Source organism: Amycolatopsis sp. lyj-109 (genome assembly GCF_046548995.1).
GTDB lineage: Bacteria > Actinomycetota > Actinomycetes > Mycobacteriales > Pseudonocardiaceae > Amycolatopsis.
Genome location: NZ_JAJPWR010000001.1, coordinates 151156 through 166340, shown reverse-complemented (window position 1 = coordinate 166340; position 15185 = coordinate 151156). Strand labels below are relative to the sequence as shown.

The 15185-nt window shown below is 71.6% G+C and carries 14 protein-coding genes; 1 reads left to right on the top strand and 13 read right to left on the bottom strand.

Annotated features, from left to right (window positions below):
• Positions 1–145: 145 nt before the first annotated feature.
• The 12 genes from ACLJQF_RS00725 to rsmD all read right to left on the bottom strand — a co-directional run bounded on the left by ACLJQF_RS00725 (position 146) and on the right by rsmD (position 8735).
• On the bottom strand, positions 146–580 hold the full coding sequence (locus tag ACLJQF_RS00725) for a helix-turn-helix domain-containing protein (RefSeq protein ID WP_013223693.1): 435 nt from the start codon (positions 578–580) through the stop codon (positions 146–148).
• A gap of 58 nt (positions 581–638) precedes the next feature.
• Positions 639–1496, bottom strand: a complete 858-nt coding sequence (gene mutM, locus ACLJQF_RS00720) for a bifunctional DNA-formamidopyrimidine glycosylase/DNA-(apurinic or apyrimidinic site) lyase (protein ID WP_410606221.1) — start codon at positions 1494–1496, stop codon at positions 639–641.
• Positions 1497–1551: 55 nt separating this feature from the next.
• Positions 1552–2916, bottom strand: coding sequence for a polysaccharide lyase 6 family protein (locus tag ACLJQF_RS00715; RefSeq protein ID WP_410606220.1), 1365 nt, complete (start codon positions 2914–2916; stop codon positions 1552–1554).
• A gap of 87 nt (positions 2917–3003) precedes the next feature.
• Entirely contained in the window at positions 3004–3753 is a 750-nt protein-coding gene (gene rnc, locus ACLJQF_RS00710; RefSeq protein WP_410606219.1) for a ribonuclease III, read from the bottom strand.
• A gap of 13 nt (positions 3754–3766) precedes the next feature.
• On the bottom strand, positions 3767–3949 hold the full coding sequence (gene rpmF / locus ACLJQF_RS00705) for a 50S ribosomal protein L32 (RefSeq protein WP_013223689.1): 183 nt from the start codon (positions 3947–3949) through the stop codon (positions 3767–3769).
• 70 nt (positions 3950–4019) lie between these two features.
• Complete coding sequence (locus tag ACLJQF_RS00700) at positions 4020–4628, bottom strand: YceD family protein (protein ID WP_410606218.1); 609 nt, start codon at positions 4626–4628, stop codon at positions 4020–4022.
• 72 nt (positions 4629–4700) lie between these two features.
• Positions 4701–5429 (bottom strand): DivIVA domain-containing protein, encoded by a 729-nt coding sequence (locus tag ACLJQF_RS00695; RefSeq protein ID WP_410606217.1) that lies wholly within the window; start codon positions 5427–5429, stop codon positions 4701–4703.
• Positions 5430–5541: 112 nt separating this feature from the next.
• Positions 5542–6243 carry a hypothetical protein gene (locus tag ACLJQF_RS00690; RefSeq protein WP_410606216.1) on the bottom strand — a complete coding sequence of 234 codons (702 nt, stop codon included), beginning with the start codon at positions 6241–6243 and terminating at the stop codon, positions 5542–5544.
• Complete coding sequence (locus ACLJQF_RS00685; RefSeq protein WP_410606215.1) at positions 6243–6743, bottom strand: SigE family RNA polymerase sigma factor; 501 nt, start codon at positions 6741–6743, stop codon at positions 6243–6245. The genes ACLJQF_RS00690 and ACLJQF_RS00685 overlap by 1 nt, the downstream gene beginning before the upstream one ends.
• 62 nt (positions 6744–6805) lie before the next feature.
• A complete protein-coding gene (locus tag ACLJQF_RS00680; RefSeq protein WP_410606214.1) occupies positions 6806–7507 on the bottom strand; it encodes a ribonuclease domain-containing protein in 702 nt (233 codons plus the stop codon).
• Between the two features lie 138 nt (positions 7508–7645).
• The gene (gene coaD, locus ACLJQF_RS00675) at positions 7646–8131 is read right to left on the bottom strand and encodes a pantetheine-phosphate adenylyltransferase (RefSeq protein WP_410606213.1); all 486 of its coding nucleotides are present in this window, start codon (positions 8129–8131) and stop codon (positions 7646–7648) included.
• A gap of 43 nt (positions 8132–8174) precedes the next feature.
• Positions 8175–8735: a 16S rRNA (guanine(966)-N(2))-methyltransferase RsmD gene (gene rsmD / locus ACLJQF_RS00670; protein WP_410606212.1), complete on the bottom strand. Its 561-nt coding sequence runs from the start codon at positions 8733–8735 to the stop codon at positions 8175–8177.
• Between the two features lie 124 nt (positions 8736–8859).
• Between rsmD and ACLJQF_RS00665 the strand changes: the two genes are divergently transcribed.
• Complete coding sequence (locus ACLJQF_RS00665; protein ID WP_410606211.1) at positions 8860–10974, top strand: HelD family protein; 2115 nt, start codon at positions 8860–8862, stop codon at positions 10972–10974.
• A 363-nt stretch (positions 10975–11337) separates the two neighbouring features.
• On the opposite strand, the gene ACLJQF_RS00660 is transcribed toward ACLJQF_RS00665, so the two are convergent.
• A complete protein-coding gene (locus tag ACLJQF_RS00660) occupies positions 11338–15111 on the bottom strand; it encodes a hypothetical protein (protein ID WP_410606796.1) in 3774 nt (1257 codons plus the stop codon).
• Positions 15112–15185: the final 74 nt, after the last annotated feature.

The following is a 15185-nucleotide window of genomic DNA, read 5'->3' as shown; positions in this document are numbered from 1 at the left end:
GGCAGGGCGGGAGTCCGCACCGGCACCCGTTCCCGGCACCGGCGACCGCTCACCACGCCCGCCGGCCCTCGTTCCGAAAGCCCCTGTCCCGATCGCTCCGTGCGATGGCCACCACCCGCCGGCCCCGTCCCGATGGCGCGAACGCTCAGCTCTCCTTCTTCGGACCGCCGCGGCCGGCCTCTCTCCGGGCGATCGCGTCGATCATGTCGCTGATCGTGTCCAGGCCGTCCGAGGACAACGTCACCGCGCGCAGCGCCAGATCCCGCACCCCCGCGTCGCGCAGCGCGCCCAGCAAGGCCAGCTCCTCCGCGATCTTCCGGCTCTGCTCGTCGTCGAAGAAGTAGGCCGGGGGTACTCCGAAGAACTGGGCCAAAGCCTCGAGGTGGCGCTTGGTCGGGTTGTCGCGGCGGCCGGTGCGCAGCTGCCACAGGTACGTCGTCGAAAAGCTCTCGCCCGTCGCTTCGCGGCAGGCCTTGGCGACCTCTTCGTTGCTGTACGGCTCCCGATCGGGCCTGCGGACCACGTGGAACAGCCGGTCGATCTTGTCGGCCAGCGTCGACTTTCCGGGCTCCTTGACCACGATGCACTCCCTCAGCTACCAGGCATATTCATCCTAGCTGAAAGGTGAACCCCCGTTATCAACCCGAGTTCGCCCTCGGCCGCGGCTGGCACCGCGGGCACGAGAACGACGAACGGTTCATGAACGGCTCCCGCCGGATCGCCGTGCCGCACCGGTGGCACGGCATCCCCTCCTGGCCGTACGCGTCCAGCGACCGGTCGAAGTACCCCGACTGCCCGTTGACGTTCACATACAGCGCGTCGAACGACGTTCCGCCCGCACCGAGGGCCGCGTTCATCACGTCCGACGCCGCGGACAGCAGCTCGCGGCCCTTCGCCATGGTCAGCTTCTCCGTCGGACGGGCCCAGTGCAGGCGGGCCCGCCACAGGGCTTCGTCCGCGTAGATGTTGCCGATGCCCGACACCAGCGTCTGGTCGAGCAGCGCCCGCTTGACCTCGGTGCGCCGCGACCGCAGGGCACGCACCGCCGTGTCGAGGTCGAACTCCGGATCCATCGGATCGCGGGCGATGTGCGCGATCGTGTCCGGGAGCAGGACGTTGTTGAGGTCGTCCAGCGCCAGGCCGCCGAACGTCCGCTGGTCGACGAAGCGCAGCTCCGGCCCGTCGTCGTGGAAGCGCAGGCGCACCCGCAGGTGCTTCTCGTCCGGCGCGCCCTCCGGCTGGACGAGCATCTGCCCGCTCATCCCCAGGTGGGCCAGCAGCGCCTCCTTGTCGGACAGCTCCAGCCACAGGTACTTGCCCCGGCGCCGCGCCGCCTCGACGCGGGCGCCGGCCAGCCGCTGCGTGAAGTCCTCCGCGCCCAGGGCGTGCCGGCGGATGGCACGCGGGTGCAGGACCTCCGCCTCGCGGATGGTCCGCCCCGCGACGTGCGCCTGCAGGCCCAGGCGGACGACTTCGACCTCGGGAAGTTCGGGCATACGGGCATTGTGCCCGCCGGGTACGACAGTTTTCGAAGGCACCGCGGAAAGGCCGCTACGGAGCGGTGGGGCCCACGTCCGCCTTCGTCAGCGGAACCCGGGTCGTCCCCGAAGCGAAGTACTCGTCCGCGCCGACGTCGAAGGTGCCCGAGCGGGCCTGCAGGTCGAAGTCCTTCGCGGCGTACGAATACGACCCCACGCCCGCGTCGATCGCCGGGCTCCCCGCCGCCAGCCGGTACAGCCCGGCCGCGTCCTTGACCAGCTTCGGGTCGACAGCGCGCGACGGGACCCCCGCCGTCCCGCCGAACGTGATGTTGCCTTCGTACTTCACCGTCGACCCGCTGGGCAGCGTGACGAGCGTGCCGGAAGTTCCCTTGACGATGTTGTCGGCCACCACGCAGTCCTTCGGCTTGAAGTCGCCACCGTCACCGTCGATCACGCTCTTCGAACCCAGCACCGTGTTGTACGCCACCGTCACCCGGTCGGGCCGGTCGGGCCGGTCGTGGAGCTTGCTCGTCGGGCCGCTGTCGGCTTCGTTACCGGAGCCGAAGACGATCGCGCGGTCGCCGGAGTTCGCGACGTAGTTGCCGACGATCTTGTGGTCGTTGCCGTGGAACCGGATGCCCGAGCCGAAGAGGACGTTGCCCTCGACGGTGCTGCGGTTGCCGTGGCGCAGCACGATGTAGCCCTTGCTGTCCCGGATCGTGTTGTACCGCACCACGTTGTCGGACGACTTGACGGAGATCGCCTCGCTGTCGCCGTCGGCCTTCTCGAAGAGGTTGTTCTCGATCAGCGCGTTCGCCGGGTACGACTGGTGGTTGCTCAACCCCAGCCGGATCGACTCGCCGCCGTTCGCACCGGCGAACTGGTGGTTGTAGAAGTAGTTGTGGTGCACGTGGACGCGCTTCGCCATGGCGCCGGACGGCCCGAGGATCTGCAGGAACACGCCCTGGGTGGTGCGGTTCTGGAAGACGTTGCGATCGACCACGGTGTCGTCGCCGCTGACCGTGACCCAGTTGCCGTCGGTCGTGAGCTGGAAGTCGTTGCGGGTCAGGCGGTTGTTCGACGCGCCGGCCGGGACGGTCAGCGACGCGCCGCCCCGGAACTTGAACCCGCGCAGCACCACGTTCGAGACGCCGCTGGCGAAGGCGAACGTCTTCGAGCCGGTGATGGTGGCCTGGCCGGAGTGTTCCGCGGCGATCGTCACGGGCGCCGAACCGGTGCCGGACCGCTTGATCGACAGCGTCGAGCCCGCGGAGTAACTCCCGTCGGCCAGCGCGATCGTGTCACCGGGATTCGCCTTGTCCAGCGCGGACTGCAGCGCCGTCAGCGAGGTGACCCGGATCTGCGCCGCCGACGCCGGAGGGCCGGGTACGACGACGAGTGCCGCGGCGATCAGGGGAACGAAGAACAGACGCATCCGCCAAACCTCTCAGTGAGCACCGGGCGGCGGATGTCCACACGCTACTGAGCGGTCCGGGAAAACGTCAACGGGGGTTCCCGCTGATCAGGACTCCGGTTCGGCCTTCTTCTGCGCCTCGAGTTCGGCGGACAGCGAACGCCAGGCCGTCTCGGCGGCCTTCTGCTCGGCTTCCTTCTTCGTCGACCCGGTGCCGTGACCCAGAGGACGGCCGGCGATGAGCACCGTGGCCGTGAACTCCTTGCGGTGGTCCGGCCCGGTGTCTTCGACCTTGTACTCGGGCACGCCGAAACCGGCCGACGCGGTCAGCTCCTGCAGGCTCGTCTTCCAGTCGAGCCCGGCCCCGCGCAACGGCGCTTCGGCGAGCAGACCGTCGAAGAGGTGGTGCACGAGCTTGCGCGCGATCTCGATGCCGTGTGCCAGGTACACGGCGCCGATCACGGCTTCCAGGCCGTCGGCGAGGATGCTCGCCTTGTCCCGGCCGCCGGTGAGCTCTTCGCCCTTGCCGAGCAGCAGGTGCGCCCCGAGCCCGCCCTCGCCGAGCCCGCGCGCCACCCGTGCCAGTGCGTGCATGTTGACGACGCTGGCGCGGAGCTTCGCGAGCTGACCTTCGGGCAGGTCGGGATGCGTGGTGTACAGGTGATCGGTGACGACGACGCTGAGCACGGCGTCACCGAGGAACTCCAGCCGCTCGTTCGGCGGCAGCCCCCCGTTTTCGTACGCGTACGAACGGTGAGTCAGCGAAAGCCGGAGCAGCTCGGGGTCGAGTGCGACCCCGAGCGCTTCGAGCAACGGCGCCGGATCGGCTGCGGGTCCCCCGGGCGTCTTGCCCCCCATGTCGGCTACCCGATCAGGCGGGCTCGACGACCTGGCGGCCGTTGTGCTGGCCGCAAGACGGGCACGCGATGTGCTGGAGCTTCGGCTGCTTGCAGGCGCGGTTGGAGCAGGGCACCAGCTGCACCGGAGCCGCCTTCCACTGGCTGCGGCGGGAGCGCGTGTTGGATCGCGACATCTTCCGCTTCGGGACGGCCACGAGTAGATCTCCTTATGACGGTCTGCTCGCGGTGCGAGCGAACTTTCTCACCGAACGAGCTGGACGCTCGTCAGGCTTGCTCTTGCTCGGCCGGGCCCTGCGCAGGCTTTTCGCCCGCATTCTCGTCGAATCGCTCCACGAGTGCGGCCCACCGAGGATCTATCTTCTCATGCCCGTGTCCGGGCTCGAGATCGGCCCACTTGACGCCGCACTCGATGCAGAGCCCGGCGCAGTCCTCGGTGCACAGCGGCGCCAGCGGCAGGGCCAGCACGATGGCATCGCGCACGATGGGCTCGAGGTCGATCCGGTCGTCGATCAGCCGGGGGATCTCGTCCTCGTCCGTCGTCTCCTCGGTGACCGACCCCGGGTAGGCGAACAGCTCCTGGACTTCGACCTCGACCTCTTCGGTCAGCGGGTCCAGGCAGCGGGCGCAGGCGCCCTTCGCGACGGCCGTCGCGGTGCCGCTGACGAGGACGCCTTCGACGACGGACTCGAAGAGCAGGTCGAGGGCCAGCTCGGAGCCGGCTTCGATGGTGATCACGTCGGGGACGCCGAGCGGCGTCTCCACCGGCACGCTGCGCTGGAGGGCGCGGCTGAGGCCGGCGTGACGGCCGAGCTCACGGGTGTCGATCACCCACGGGCTGCGGTCGTCGAGCTGGGGGGTCTTGTTCTCGGACATCCCGTCCAGGGTACGCACCGGCCGCCACCCCATTTGAGCTGGGCGGTGCGGAGGTGACGACCGAGAGACTCGTCACACCTGGTAGTCGTACAGTGTCGGCCGTCCGCCCGAGCTGGGCAGGTTCGCCGGCGAGCGCAGGTGGTTGCGCCCCGAGTCCACCGTCCGCAGCGTCGTCGCCAGCAGCTCGGAGAACTCCGCCAGCTTGCCGTCCACGTACGCGTCGCAGTCCGCTCGCTGGCGGTCGGCCTCCGCGTGGGCCTCGTCCACGATCCGGGCCGACTCCGCGTGAGCTGCCTGGACCACCTCGGTCTGGGCCACCAGCCGGGCCTGCTCCGCGCGGCCGTCCTCGATGGCCCGGTCGTAGGCGTCGCGGCCGGCCTGGATCATCCGCTCGGACTCCGCGCGGGAGCGGTCCGTGAGATTCTGGTACTCGGCCTGGCCCGCGGCCACCGTGCGGTCGGCCTGGTCGTGCGCGTCGGCGAGCAGCTGCTCCGCTCGGGCGCGCACGTCGGCGAGGATGCGCTCCGCCTCGTCCGTTGCGTCGGCGATCGCGCGCTCGGCCTCGGCGTTCGCGCCCGCCACCGTTTCGCCCGCTTCTTTGCGGGCCGCGTGGATCAGGTCGTCGCGCTTGTCGAGGACGTCCTGGGCGTCGTCGATCTCCGCCGGCAGTGCGTCGCGGACGTCGTCGAGGAGCTCGAGCACGTCTCCCCGGGGCACGACGCAGCTGGCCGTCATCGGTACGCCGCGCGCCTCCTCGACGATGGTGACGAGCTCGTCGAGCGCCTCGAAAACCCGGTACACGGCAACTCCAATCCCCTGTCGCTGTGCCCAGTCTGCCCGCATCGGGCGCCGAAGCGGTGAACGCCACCGGCACCGGGCGTGTCCCCCTGGACCACGCCCGGTGCCGGCTCCCCTACGGCAGCACGAACGCCGGGTCGGTGATCACCTGGGTGAGCTGCTCCTCGGTCAGCTGCACCGAGTCGGCGGCGTCGTCGGCCGCGTCGGCCAGCGTCACCGCCGAGGCATCCGCACGATCGAGGACGCCGTTGAAGCCGCGCAGCTTCGTGAACGTCCCCTCATCGACGTAGGCGGCTTCGGACACCAGCAGCACGGCCCCGGCGGGCTGCGGGATCCGGTCGCAGCGCAACCCGGCCGTGTTCAGTTCCGGGCAGGACCGGGCCACCGGCACGTGGGCACCCGGCGCCAGCCGCCCGTACACCGTCAGCTGGAACGACCCGGGCCGCCCGGACGCGTCGGCGAAGGTGGCGGTCACCGCCATCCGGCCGGGGCCGATGGCGTCGGCCGCGGACGCGCCGACCGTCAGGCCCCGCACCCCGGGCAGCAGCCGCGTGACGGCGTCGGTGAGGGCCTGCCGGATCCGGGCCTGGTCGGCGAGCGACGGCGGGGTCGGCGGACCGGCCGGCGGAACCGGCGTCGTGCCGGGGGCGGACACCACCACCGCCGTGACGGCCGCGGCCACCGCGAAGGTGCCGGTGATCCCCACTCGCCGCCGCCGGGTGTGCCGGGCCGCCCGGTCGGCGACCTCGTCCGGGTCGAAGCCGAGCGGCGGCTCCCCCAGGTTCAGGTCGCGCAGGCGGGTTTCGAGGTCGTTCATCATGCGCTCCTCTCCGCGCTGTGCTCGAGCACGCCCCGGAGGGTCTCGAGCCCGCGGGCGGCCTGGCTCCGGACGGTTCCTTCCGAACAACGCAGCACCTCCGCGACCTCCGCCGCGGGAAGATCGGCGCAGTAGCGGAGCACGACAGCGGCACGCTGCTTCGGCGGAACTTCGCCGAGAGCGCGCAGGAGCGGACCGGAAATGCCGGTCTCGGCCGCGAGCGACGGCTGGTCCGGCACGACGCCGTCACGGCGTTCGCGACGCCGCCACGGCCGCCGCTGCTCGTCGAGCCAGCAGCGCAGCAGGACCTGGCGGGCGTAGTTGTCGACGGGCCCCCGACGGGTGATCTTCGGCCAGACCCGGTACAGCTTGACCAGCGCGTTCTGGACCAGATCCTCCGCGAGGTGCCAGTCGCCGCACAGCAGGTACGCCGTCCGTCTCAGTGCCAAGGCACGTGCCCTGGTGAACTCACGGAAGTCTGCGTCGTCCGCAGCCCGCATCGCGCCTCCTCGTCTTCGTTTGGTGTACCTCACGGACGAGGGGGCGCGGCGCGTTGCACGGATCAGGAATTCGGGTCGATCCGCTTGAACGTGGCGTAGCGGTCGGGCGTGTAGGCCAGTTCGCCCGCCTTGCCGGAGATCACGCGGTCGTTCGTGCCGACCGCGAAGAGTTTGTAGTAGCCGGACGCGCAGGCCGGGAGCACGCCTTCGCGGTTTTCGTACGTCGTCCCGGTGGAAGCGCCGTTCCGCACGGTGTCGACGACGGTCTTCGCCGCCGACGACAGCTGCGAGTAGCCGATCTTCACCAGGCCCGAGAGGTCGCCGCAGGCGTGCGTCGTGCCGCCGCCGATGTCGATGACCTTGAAGGTGGCGTAGTGGTCGCCGGTGTAGAAGTACTCGCCGGCGCTGCCGGTCACGATCCGGCGCGTGCCGCGGGTGCTCGAGCCCGGCGTCGGCACCGTGTACTCGTGGTAGTAGCCCGACGCGCAGGCCGGGAGCACGCCTTCACGGTTGTCGAAGACGACGCCGTCGTTCTTCGGGTACGGGAACGGCCCGCCCTTCCGGATCAGGTTGTACGTCGTCGTCGCTTCGGCCGGCAGCGCCGAGAGCGTCGTGTGCGAGAAGCCGGACAGGTTCCCGCAGGAGTTCTGCGCGACGACGGCAGGGGAGGCCGGGGAAACCGCCGCGGCGGCGGTGACCCCGGCGAACAGCGTGGCCAGGAGCGCGAAGAGGACCGCGACCAGGCGTGATCGGTAGTTGGTCATTTTCGGACCGTAACCCGATCGGATGATCGTCAGGAGACGCCGACGTGAACTCCCGCACCACCGCGCCGAAGTCCCGACGAACGGAGGGGGCCGAACGACGGGAACCGGACAAGGCCCCGAAACGGCCTCGGTGGCGGGTCAGCGCCCCAGCTTGGGGAACTTCGCCGAGAGCCGCTCGAAGACGATCGGCGGCACGAAGCGCTCGATGTCGCCGCCGAGCGCGGCGACCTCCTTGACCAGCGAGCTGGACACGAAGCCGTACGCCGGGTTGTTCGCCATCAGCAGCGTTTCGACCCCGGTGAGCTCGCGGTTCATCTGGGCCATCTGCAGCTCGTAGTCGAAGTCGCTGACCGAGCGCAGGCCCTTGGCGACCGCCACGATGTCGTTGTCGCGGCAGTAGTCGACCAGCAGGCCCTCCCACGAGCCGACCCGCACGTTCGGCAGCTTCGCGGTGATCTCGCGCAGCATCTCGAGGCGCTCTTCGAGCTCGAAGAGGCCCTTCTTGCTCTTGTTCACCCCCACCGCGACGACGATCTCGTCGAACAGCACGCTGGCCCGTTCGATGATGTCGAGGTGCCCGTTGGTGGCCGGATCGTAGGAACCGGGACAGACCGCACGCCGCATGGCGCGGACGCTACCGTGCCGGACCCGGTCTCCGCCGCGTGGTTCACGCCACAGCCGGGTACTCCGCCCAGTAGACGGCCGTGTCGCCGTACTTCTTAGCGCGCGTCGGCTCGAAGCCCGGCGGCCAGTCCGGCTCGCCGTCGCGGGCCGCGCGCTCGATCACCACCAGGGCCGACGGACCCAGCCAGCCGCCCGCGGCCAGCGCCGCCAGGACGGACCCGAGCGCGGCCGCGTCCACGGCGTACGGCGGGTCGGCCAGCACGAGGTCGAACGCCGCGGGCGCGGGCGCCGCGACCACCGCCTCGACCTGCCCGGCCCGGACCGTGCCGCCCAGACCCAGCGCCGCGACGTTGCCGCGCAGGACGTCGACCGCCCGCCGGTCGGACTCGACGAACAGCGCGTCCGCCGCGCCGCGCGAGAGGGCTTCGAGGCCGAGCGCGCCGGAGCCGGCGTAGAGGTCGAGAACGCGGGCGCCGTCCAGCTCGCCCGCCGTCTCCAGCGCGTTGAACAGGGCTTCCCGCACGCGTTCCGACGTCGGCCGGGTGCCCTTGGGCGGCACCTTCAGCCGCCGTCCGCCCGCCGTCCCGGCCACGATCCTGGTCACCCCCCGATTGTGGAGGGAAGGCATACCGCGCGGATGACCGGGACACGGGTGTCCCCGCCCGGGCCACCGCGTAGAGTCGTTCTTCGCCCTCGGAGGCGTTCCCAAAGCTGTCAAGGAGCCATGCGTGTCCGAACCTCGGGTCAGACGGGCCGAGATCGCCATCGAGCAAGCCCACGTCGATCGCGTTTACACCCGTCTGGACGAACTGAAGGCCCAGGCCGAGGCGATGCGCACGAAGGGCTACGAGATCGGCCAGGGGGCGCAGCGCGAGGCGATCTTCGAGCAGGCGTCGATGCTGTTCGAGCGCGACATGATGGTCCACCACGCCAACCAGACGCTGCAGACGCTCGACGCCGAGTACGAAGGCCTCGTCTTCGGCAGGCTCGACGACCGCGAGGGCGAACGGACCTACGTCGGCAGGCTCGGCATCCGCGACGCCGAGTTCGACAACCTCGTGACGGACTGGCGCGCGCCGGCCGCGGCGGCGTTCTACCAGGCCACCGCCGAAGAACCGATGGACGTCGTGCGGCGGCGGGTCATCCGCTGCTCGGGCCAGAACGTCCTCGACGTCGACGACGACGTCCTGATGGCCGACGCCGTGCCCGAGGACATGCAGATCGTCGGCGAGGGTGCGCTGATGGCCGCGCTGGGCCGTTCGCGCGGCGAGAAGATGCGCGACATCGTCGCGACCATCCAGAAGGAGCAGGACGAGGTCATCCGGGCGCCGTGGCGCGGCGTCACCGAGATCACCGGCGGGCCGGGCACCGGCAAGACCGCGGTCGCGCTGCACCGCGCCGCCTACCTGCTCTACCGCTACCGGCGTCAGCTCGGCGGGGCCGGGGTGCTCGTGATCGGGCCTTCCGGCGTGTTCACCAGCTACATCTCGCGGGTCCTCCCCTCGATGGGTGAGACGAACGTCGAACTGCGCGCGCTCGGCGAAGTCCTCGACGGCCTGGAGGCGACGCGGCAGGACGCGGCGCCGCTCGCCGCCGTCAAGGGGTCGCTGCGGATGCGGAAGGTGCTGCTGCGGGCGCTGCGGGACACGCCGCCGGAGGCGCCGGAGGAGATGCGGATCGTCTACCGCGGCGAAGTGCTGAAGCTGGACGCACGGGACCTGGAGAAGGTCCGCCGCAAGGCCCACACGCAGGGCGCGCCGCCGAACCGGTCGCGGATCCGGGCGGCCGAAATGCTGCTGGACGCGCTGGCGGCGAAGGCCGAGCAGCACGCGAAGGACGACGGCAAGCAGCTCGACCGGGCCGAGCTGATCACCGACCTGGGCGAGCGGATCGACTTCCACCGCTTCCTGGTCGTCTGGTGGCCGGTGCTGTACCCGGCGCAGATCCTCAAGTGGCTGAGCGACGAGAAGCGGCTGGCGTCGGCGGCGAAGGGCGTCCTGAACCGCCAGGAGATCTCGATGCTGGCCGCGGACTTCGCGGACCGGTCGCGGGGCTGGTCGATCGCGGACGTGGCGCTGCTGGACGAGCTGCGCGTCCTGACCGGGCTGCCGCCGAAGCGCAAGCGGCGCCAGGTGATCGAGGTCGAGCCGCACCGCTCGGGCGGGGCGCCGACGCGGCCGGAGCACTACGACGAGTACTCGCACGTGGTCGTCGACGAGTCGCAGGACCTGTCGCCGATGCAGTGGCGGATGGTGGGCCGGCGCGGCAAGTACGCGAGCTGGACGGTGGTCGGCGACCCGGTGCAGAGCTCGTGGCCGGACCCCGCGGAAGCGGCTTCGGCGCGGGACCAGGCGTTCGGCGTCAAGACCGCCCGGCGGCGGTTCACGCTGCGCACGAACTACCGGAACTCGGCGGAGATCTTCGACCTCGCAGCGAAGGTCGTGGCCGGGCACGCGGAGGCGGGCGAGCTGCCGGTGGCGGTCCGCCGCACCGGGCTGGAGCCGGAGGTCCGCCCGGTGGAGGCGGCCGGCCTGGCCGCGGCGACGCAGGCGGCGGTGAAGGAGCTGCTGGGCGCGGTGGAGGGGACGGTCGGCGTCATCACGGCGATGGACCGGGTGCCGGAGGTCACGGGCTGGCTCTCCGGGCAGGCGGACGAGCGGCTCAAGGTCGTCGGCAGCCTGGACTCGAAGGGCCTGGAGTACGACGCGGTGGTGCTGGTGGAGCCGGTCGAGCTGATCACGGAATCGACGACCGGCCGCCGGGTGCTGTACGTGGCGCTGACCCGCGCGACGCAGCAGCTGATCGTGCTCGCCTCGAACCCGGACTGGATCCCGGCCGCCTGACCTCAAGCGCCCAGTGGCGTTGGGTGCGTCACATCATGCTGTTGGCGAAGTCGGGCCAGGGTCCGGCTTACAGGCCTGCCGCGGCTGGTCGTGAGTGGTATTTAGGGTTCTAACCCTAAATACCACTCACGACCAGCCGCGGCTGATGCACCCAACGCCACTGTGCGCTTGAGCGAGGCCGGTGAAAATGCTGAAGGGCCCCTTCGCGGGGCGGGAGGCGGGTTCCCGTGCCCTCGAAGGAGCCCTTCAGACCCCCGGTGAAATGAACGTCGTGGGACGAACATCGTCCGAGGGCATGTCTAGTCGATTCCGGTTGTTCGGTGTCCGCGCTCACCCACCGAACAACAACGCCGAACAACCCGGTCAGGGGCAGGGCGGGGTATAGCCGAGGTCGGGGAAGCTCTCACTCCACTCGGCGTCGGTGATCCGGGGCGACACCGCCGCGCAGATCCGTTCGGCCGCCCGGTCCGGATCACCCTCCCAGAACCGCACCGAGCCGTCTCCGCCCGCACCTGCCAGGGTATGGCCGTTCGGGGCGTACTGCGCGACGTAGACGCGGTCGCGCTGCTCGGGCAGCACCGCGTACGACGTCGCCGCGCCGACGTCCCACAGCCGGATCGTCCGGTCGTAGCTGCCGGACGCCAGCGTCCGGCCGTCGCCGCTGAAGGACACCGACATGACGACGTCCGCGTGGCCGTCCAGGACCACCGGGGGCGGCACCCGCGCCGGGTCGTGCACGTCCCAGAGGCGGACCATCCGGTCGGCGCTCGCCGTGGCGACGTGCCGGCCGTCGGGGCTGTAGGCGATCGAGAAGATCGTGTCGGTGTGCCCCGCCAGCTTGGCGAGCGGCCGCGGGGCCCGGGGCGCCGAGATGTCCCAGAGCCGCGCGGTGTGGTCCCAGCCCGCGGTGGCGAGCGTCCGGCCGTCGGGGCTGAAGGCGAGGGTGTGGACGTCGTCGTCGTGGCCTTCGAGCTTCGCGATCTCGACCGGCCGCAGGCGGTCGGTCAGGTCCCACAGCCGGGCCGTGTGGCCGTCGCCCGCGGTGGCGAGCAGCCGGCCGTCCGGGCTGAAGGCGACCGCGTCGATATCGTCGTGGAGCCGGTTGAACACCACCGGCGGCCCGGGGCGGGCCGGGTCGGTGATGTCCCGCACCGTCATCGTGTGGTCCCAGCTGCCGGTGGCCAGGGTGCGGCCGTCCGGGCTGACGGCGACGCCGCAGACCGCGTCGCCGAAGCCGCCGATCGTGGCCAGCGCCCGCGGCGCGCGCGGATCGGTGAGGTCGTGCAGCCGGACGGTTTCGTCGTACCCGGCGGAGGCCAGCAGCTTGCCGCCGGGACCGAAGGCGACGTGGCACGTCTGGGCCGTGTGCGCGGGGATGCCGGGGCCGGGCAGGTCCCAGAGCCGGGCGGACTGGTCGTCGCTGGCCGTGGCCAGGGTGCGGCCGTCGCCGGTGAACACCGCGGAGACGACGGCGCCGGTGTGCCCGGGCAGGGACTGCAGCTCGCGCGGCTGCCGCGGGTCGGCGACGTCCCACAGCCGGGCCGTGCGGTCGAAGCCGGTGGTGGCGAGGGTGCGTCCGCCGGCGGCGAACGCCACCGAGCGCACGGTCGCCTTGTGCGTGGTGAGCGACGCCAGCTGCGCCGGGTGGGCCGGGTCGGCGATGTCCCACAGCCGCGCCGTCTGGTCCTGGCTCGCCGTGGCGAGGACGGGCCCGCCGGGACTGAACGCGACCGAGTGCACGACGTCGGTGTGCCCGGCCACGACGCCGAGCTGGGTCCGCGAAGCGACGTCCCAGACGCGCGCGGTCTTGTCGGCCGACGCGGAGGCGAGCAGCCGGCCGTCGCCGCTGAAGGCGAGGTTGTTGACGTAGGAGGTGTGCCCGGTCAGCTCCCCCACCGGCCGTGGGTGCGCGGGGTCGGCCGTGTCGTAGAACCGGATCGTGCCCTTGACGTCGGCGGTCGCCAGCAGCGGCCCGGCCGGGCTGAAGGCGACCGCGTAGGCCTTGCCCTCGTGCTGCTCGATCGTCGTGCCGGGCCCCGGCCGCGCCGGATCGGCGACGTCCCAGACGCGGACCGTGCCGTCGAAGCCCGCGGTGGCCACGGTCCGGCCGTCGGCCGCGAAGGCGACGTTGTTCACGTTGCCCCGGTGGCCGGCGAGCACGCCCAGCGGCACCGGGTGGTGCGGGTCGTGGACGTCCCAGAGCCGGGCCGTGCCGTCCCAGCTGGCGGTGGCGATGACTCGCCCGTCGGGGCGGAGGGCGACGGTGTTGACCCGGCCGGTGTGCCCGGTCAGCCGCGTCGCGTACGGCGAGCCGAACATGCCGAGCAGGCCACTGCGCTCGTCGGCCCCGGGGTCGAGGCGGTACGCGGCGAGCGCGAGCTGCGCGGCCAGCGCGGGATTGGTGGCGCGCATGGCCAGCGCCTGGCCGGCGACCTTCTGGGCCAGCGCGTCGTTGCGCTGCTCGGTGGCCGTGGTCTCGGCGCGGACGGCGTAGGCGGTGGCGGCCACGGCGACGACCAGCAGCACCGCGAGCAGGGCGACCAGCTGACGCAGCCGGCGGGTACGGCGGCGGTCGCGTTCCTGCTCGGCGTGTTCGACGGCGAGGCTCGCGTCGAGGAACCGCCGTTCGCGCCGCGACAGCGCCGAGTCCTGGCGCGCGGCCCACTCCCGGGCGATGGCCAGCCGGGTGCCGCGGTAGAGCCAGCCGGGGTCTTCGTCGACGGACTCCCAGGCGCCGGTCGCCTCGGTGAGCTGCCGGTGGACGCGCAGGCCTTCGCGGTCCTCGGTGAGCCACTCGCGCAGCCGCGGCCAGCCGCGGATGAGGGCTTCGTGGGCGATCTCGATGCCGGTGTCGTCGAGGGTGACCAGCCGGGCCGCGGCCAGCTCGCCGAGGACGGTGTCGGTGTCGTCGGCGTCGTCGGCGTCGAGCTCGGCGCGGCCGATGCGCCGCTTGGTGTCTTCGGTGCCTTCGCCGAGTGCGGTCATCCGGAGGAAGATCTGGCGCGCCAGCCGCTGCTGACGCAGGGAGAGCTTGGCGAAGGTGCCTTCGGACGTCTGCGCGATCGCCCGCTCGATGCCGCCGGTCGACTCGTACCCGGCGAGGGTCAGCGTGGTGCCGCGGCGCCGCCGCCACGTCTCCAGCAGCGCGTGCGAAAGCAGGGGCAGCACGCCGGGCTGGCCGGTGGCGTCGGCGACGAGCCGGGAGACCAGGGCGCTCTCGACGCGGTACCCGGTGTCGACGGCGGGCCGCGAGATCGCCTGCCGGAGTTCCTCGGTCGTCATCGGGCCGACCAGGATCTGGGCGTCCTGCATGGCCTCGGCGAGCTGGGCGTGCCGCGCGCAGTGGCTGTAGAAGTCGGTGCGGATGCCGAGGACGACCCGGGTGCGGCTGCCGGGTTCGGTGGTCGCGGTGACGAGCGCGTCGAGGAAGCGGGCCCGCTCCTGATCGTCCTGGCAGAGGGTGAAGACCTCCTCGAACTGGTCGACGACCAGCACGAGGGCTTCTTCTCCCCCCTCGGTCAGCTGGCGGGCGGCGAGCCCGAGGTTGCGCGGGTGCGCGGCGAAGTCGTCGAGCAGGGCACCGGGCGCGACGCCGAGGGCGGCGGCCAACTTGACCGCGCACTCCTGCAGCGGCCGGTGCCCGGGGGTGAGCAGGATGACCGGCCCCTTCACCGAAGGCAGCAGGCCGGCCCGCAGCAGGGACGACTTCCCCGAGCCGGACGCGCCGAGGACGGCGAGAAAACGCTGTCTCCCGAGTCGTTCGACAACTTTTTCGACGAGCCGTTCCCGGCCGAAGAATCGGCCGGCGTCGGCGGGGGTGAAAGCGGCCAGGCCGACGTACGGCGGAATTTCCCCGGATTCCGGCTCGGGCGGTGAATCGGCACCCCCGGCGCGCGACTCTTCGGCGACGGCGTGCCAGCGTTCCTCCCATTCCCCCGGCACCCCGCCGCAGGCCCGGACGTAGGCCAAGGTGACCGCCAGGCTGGGAAGTTTCCGCCCGCCGGCGGCCTCCGACAGCGTCCCGGCCGAGTAGTGCGCCCGCCGCCCGAGCTCGCGGTAGGTCGGATTTCCGGCGCTCTCACGCAACCGCCGGAGATCGGCGGCGAATTCGATCAGCAGATCGTCCCCGGGATCCAAGGGTCGCTCGGGACGCGGCACCCGGTCCTCCTGTTGTTCACTTTCCGATTCGCCCACCGTAGCCAATAGCGCGC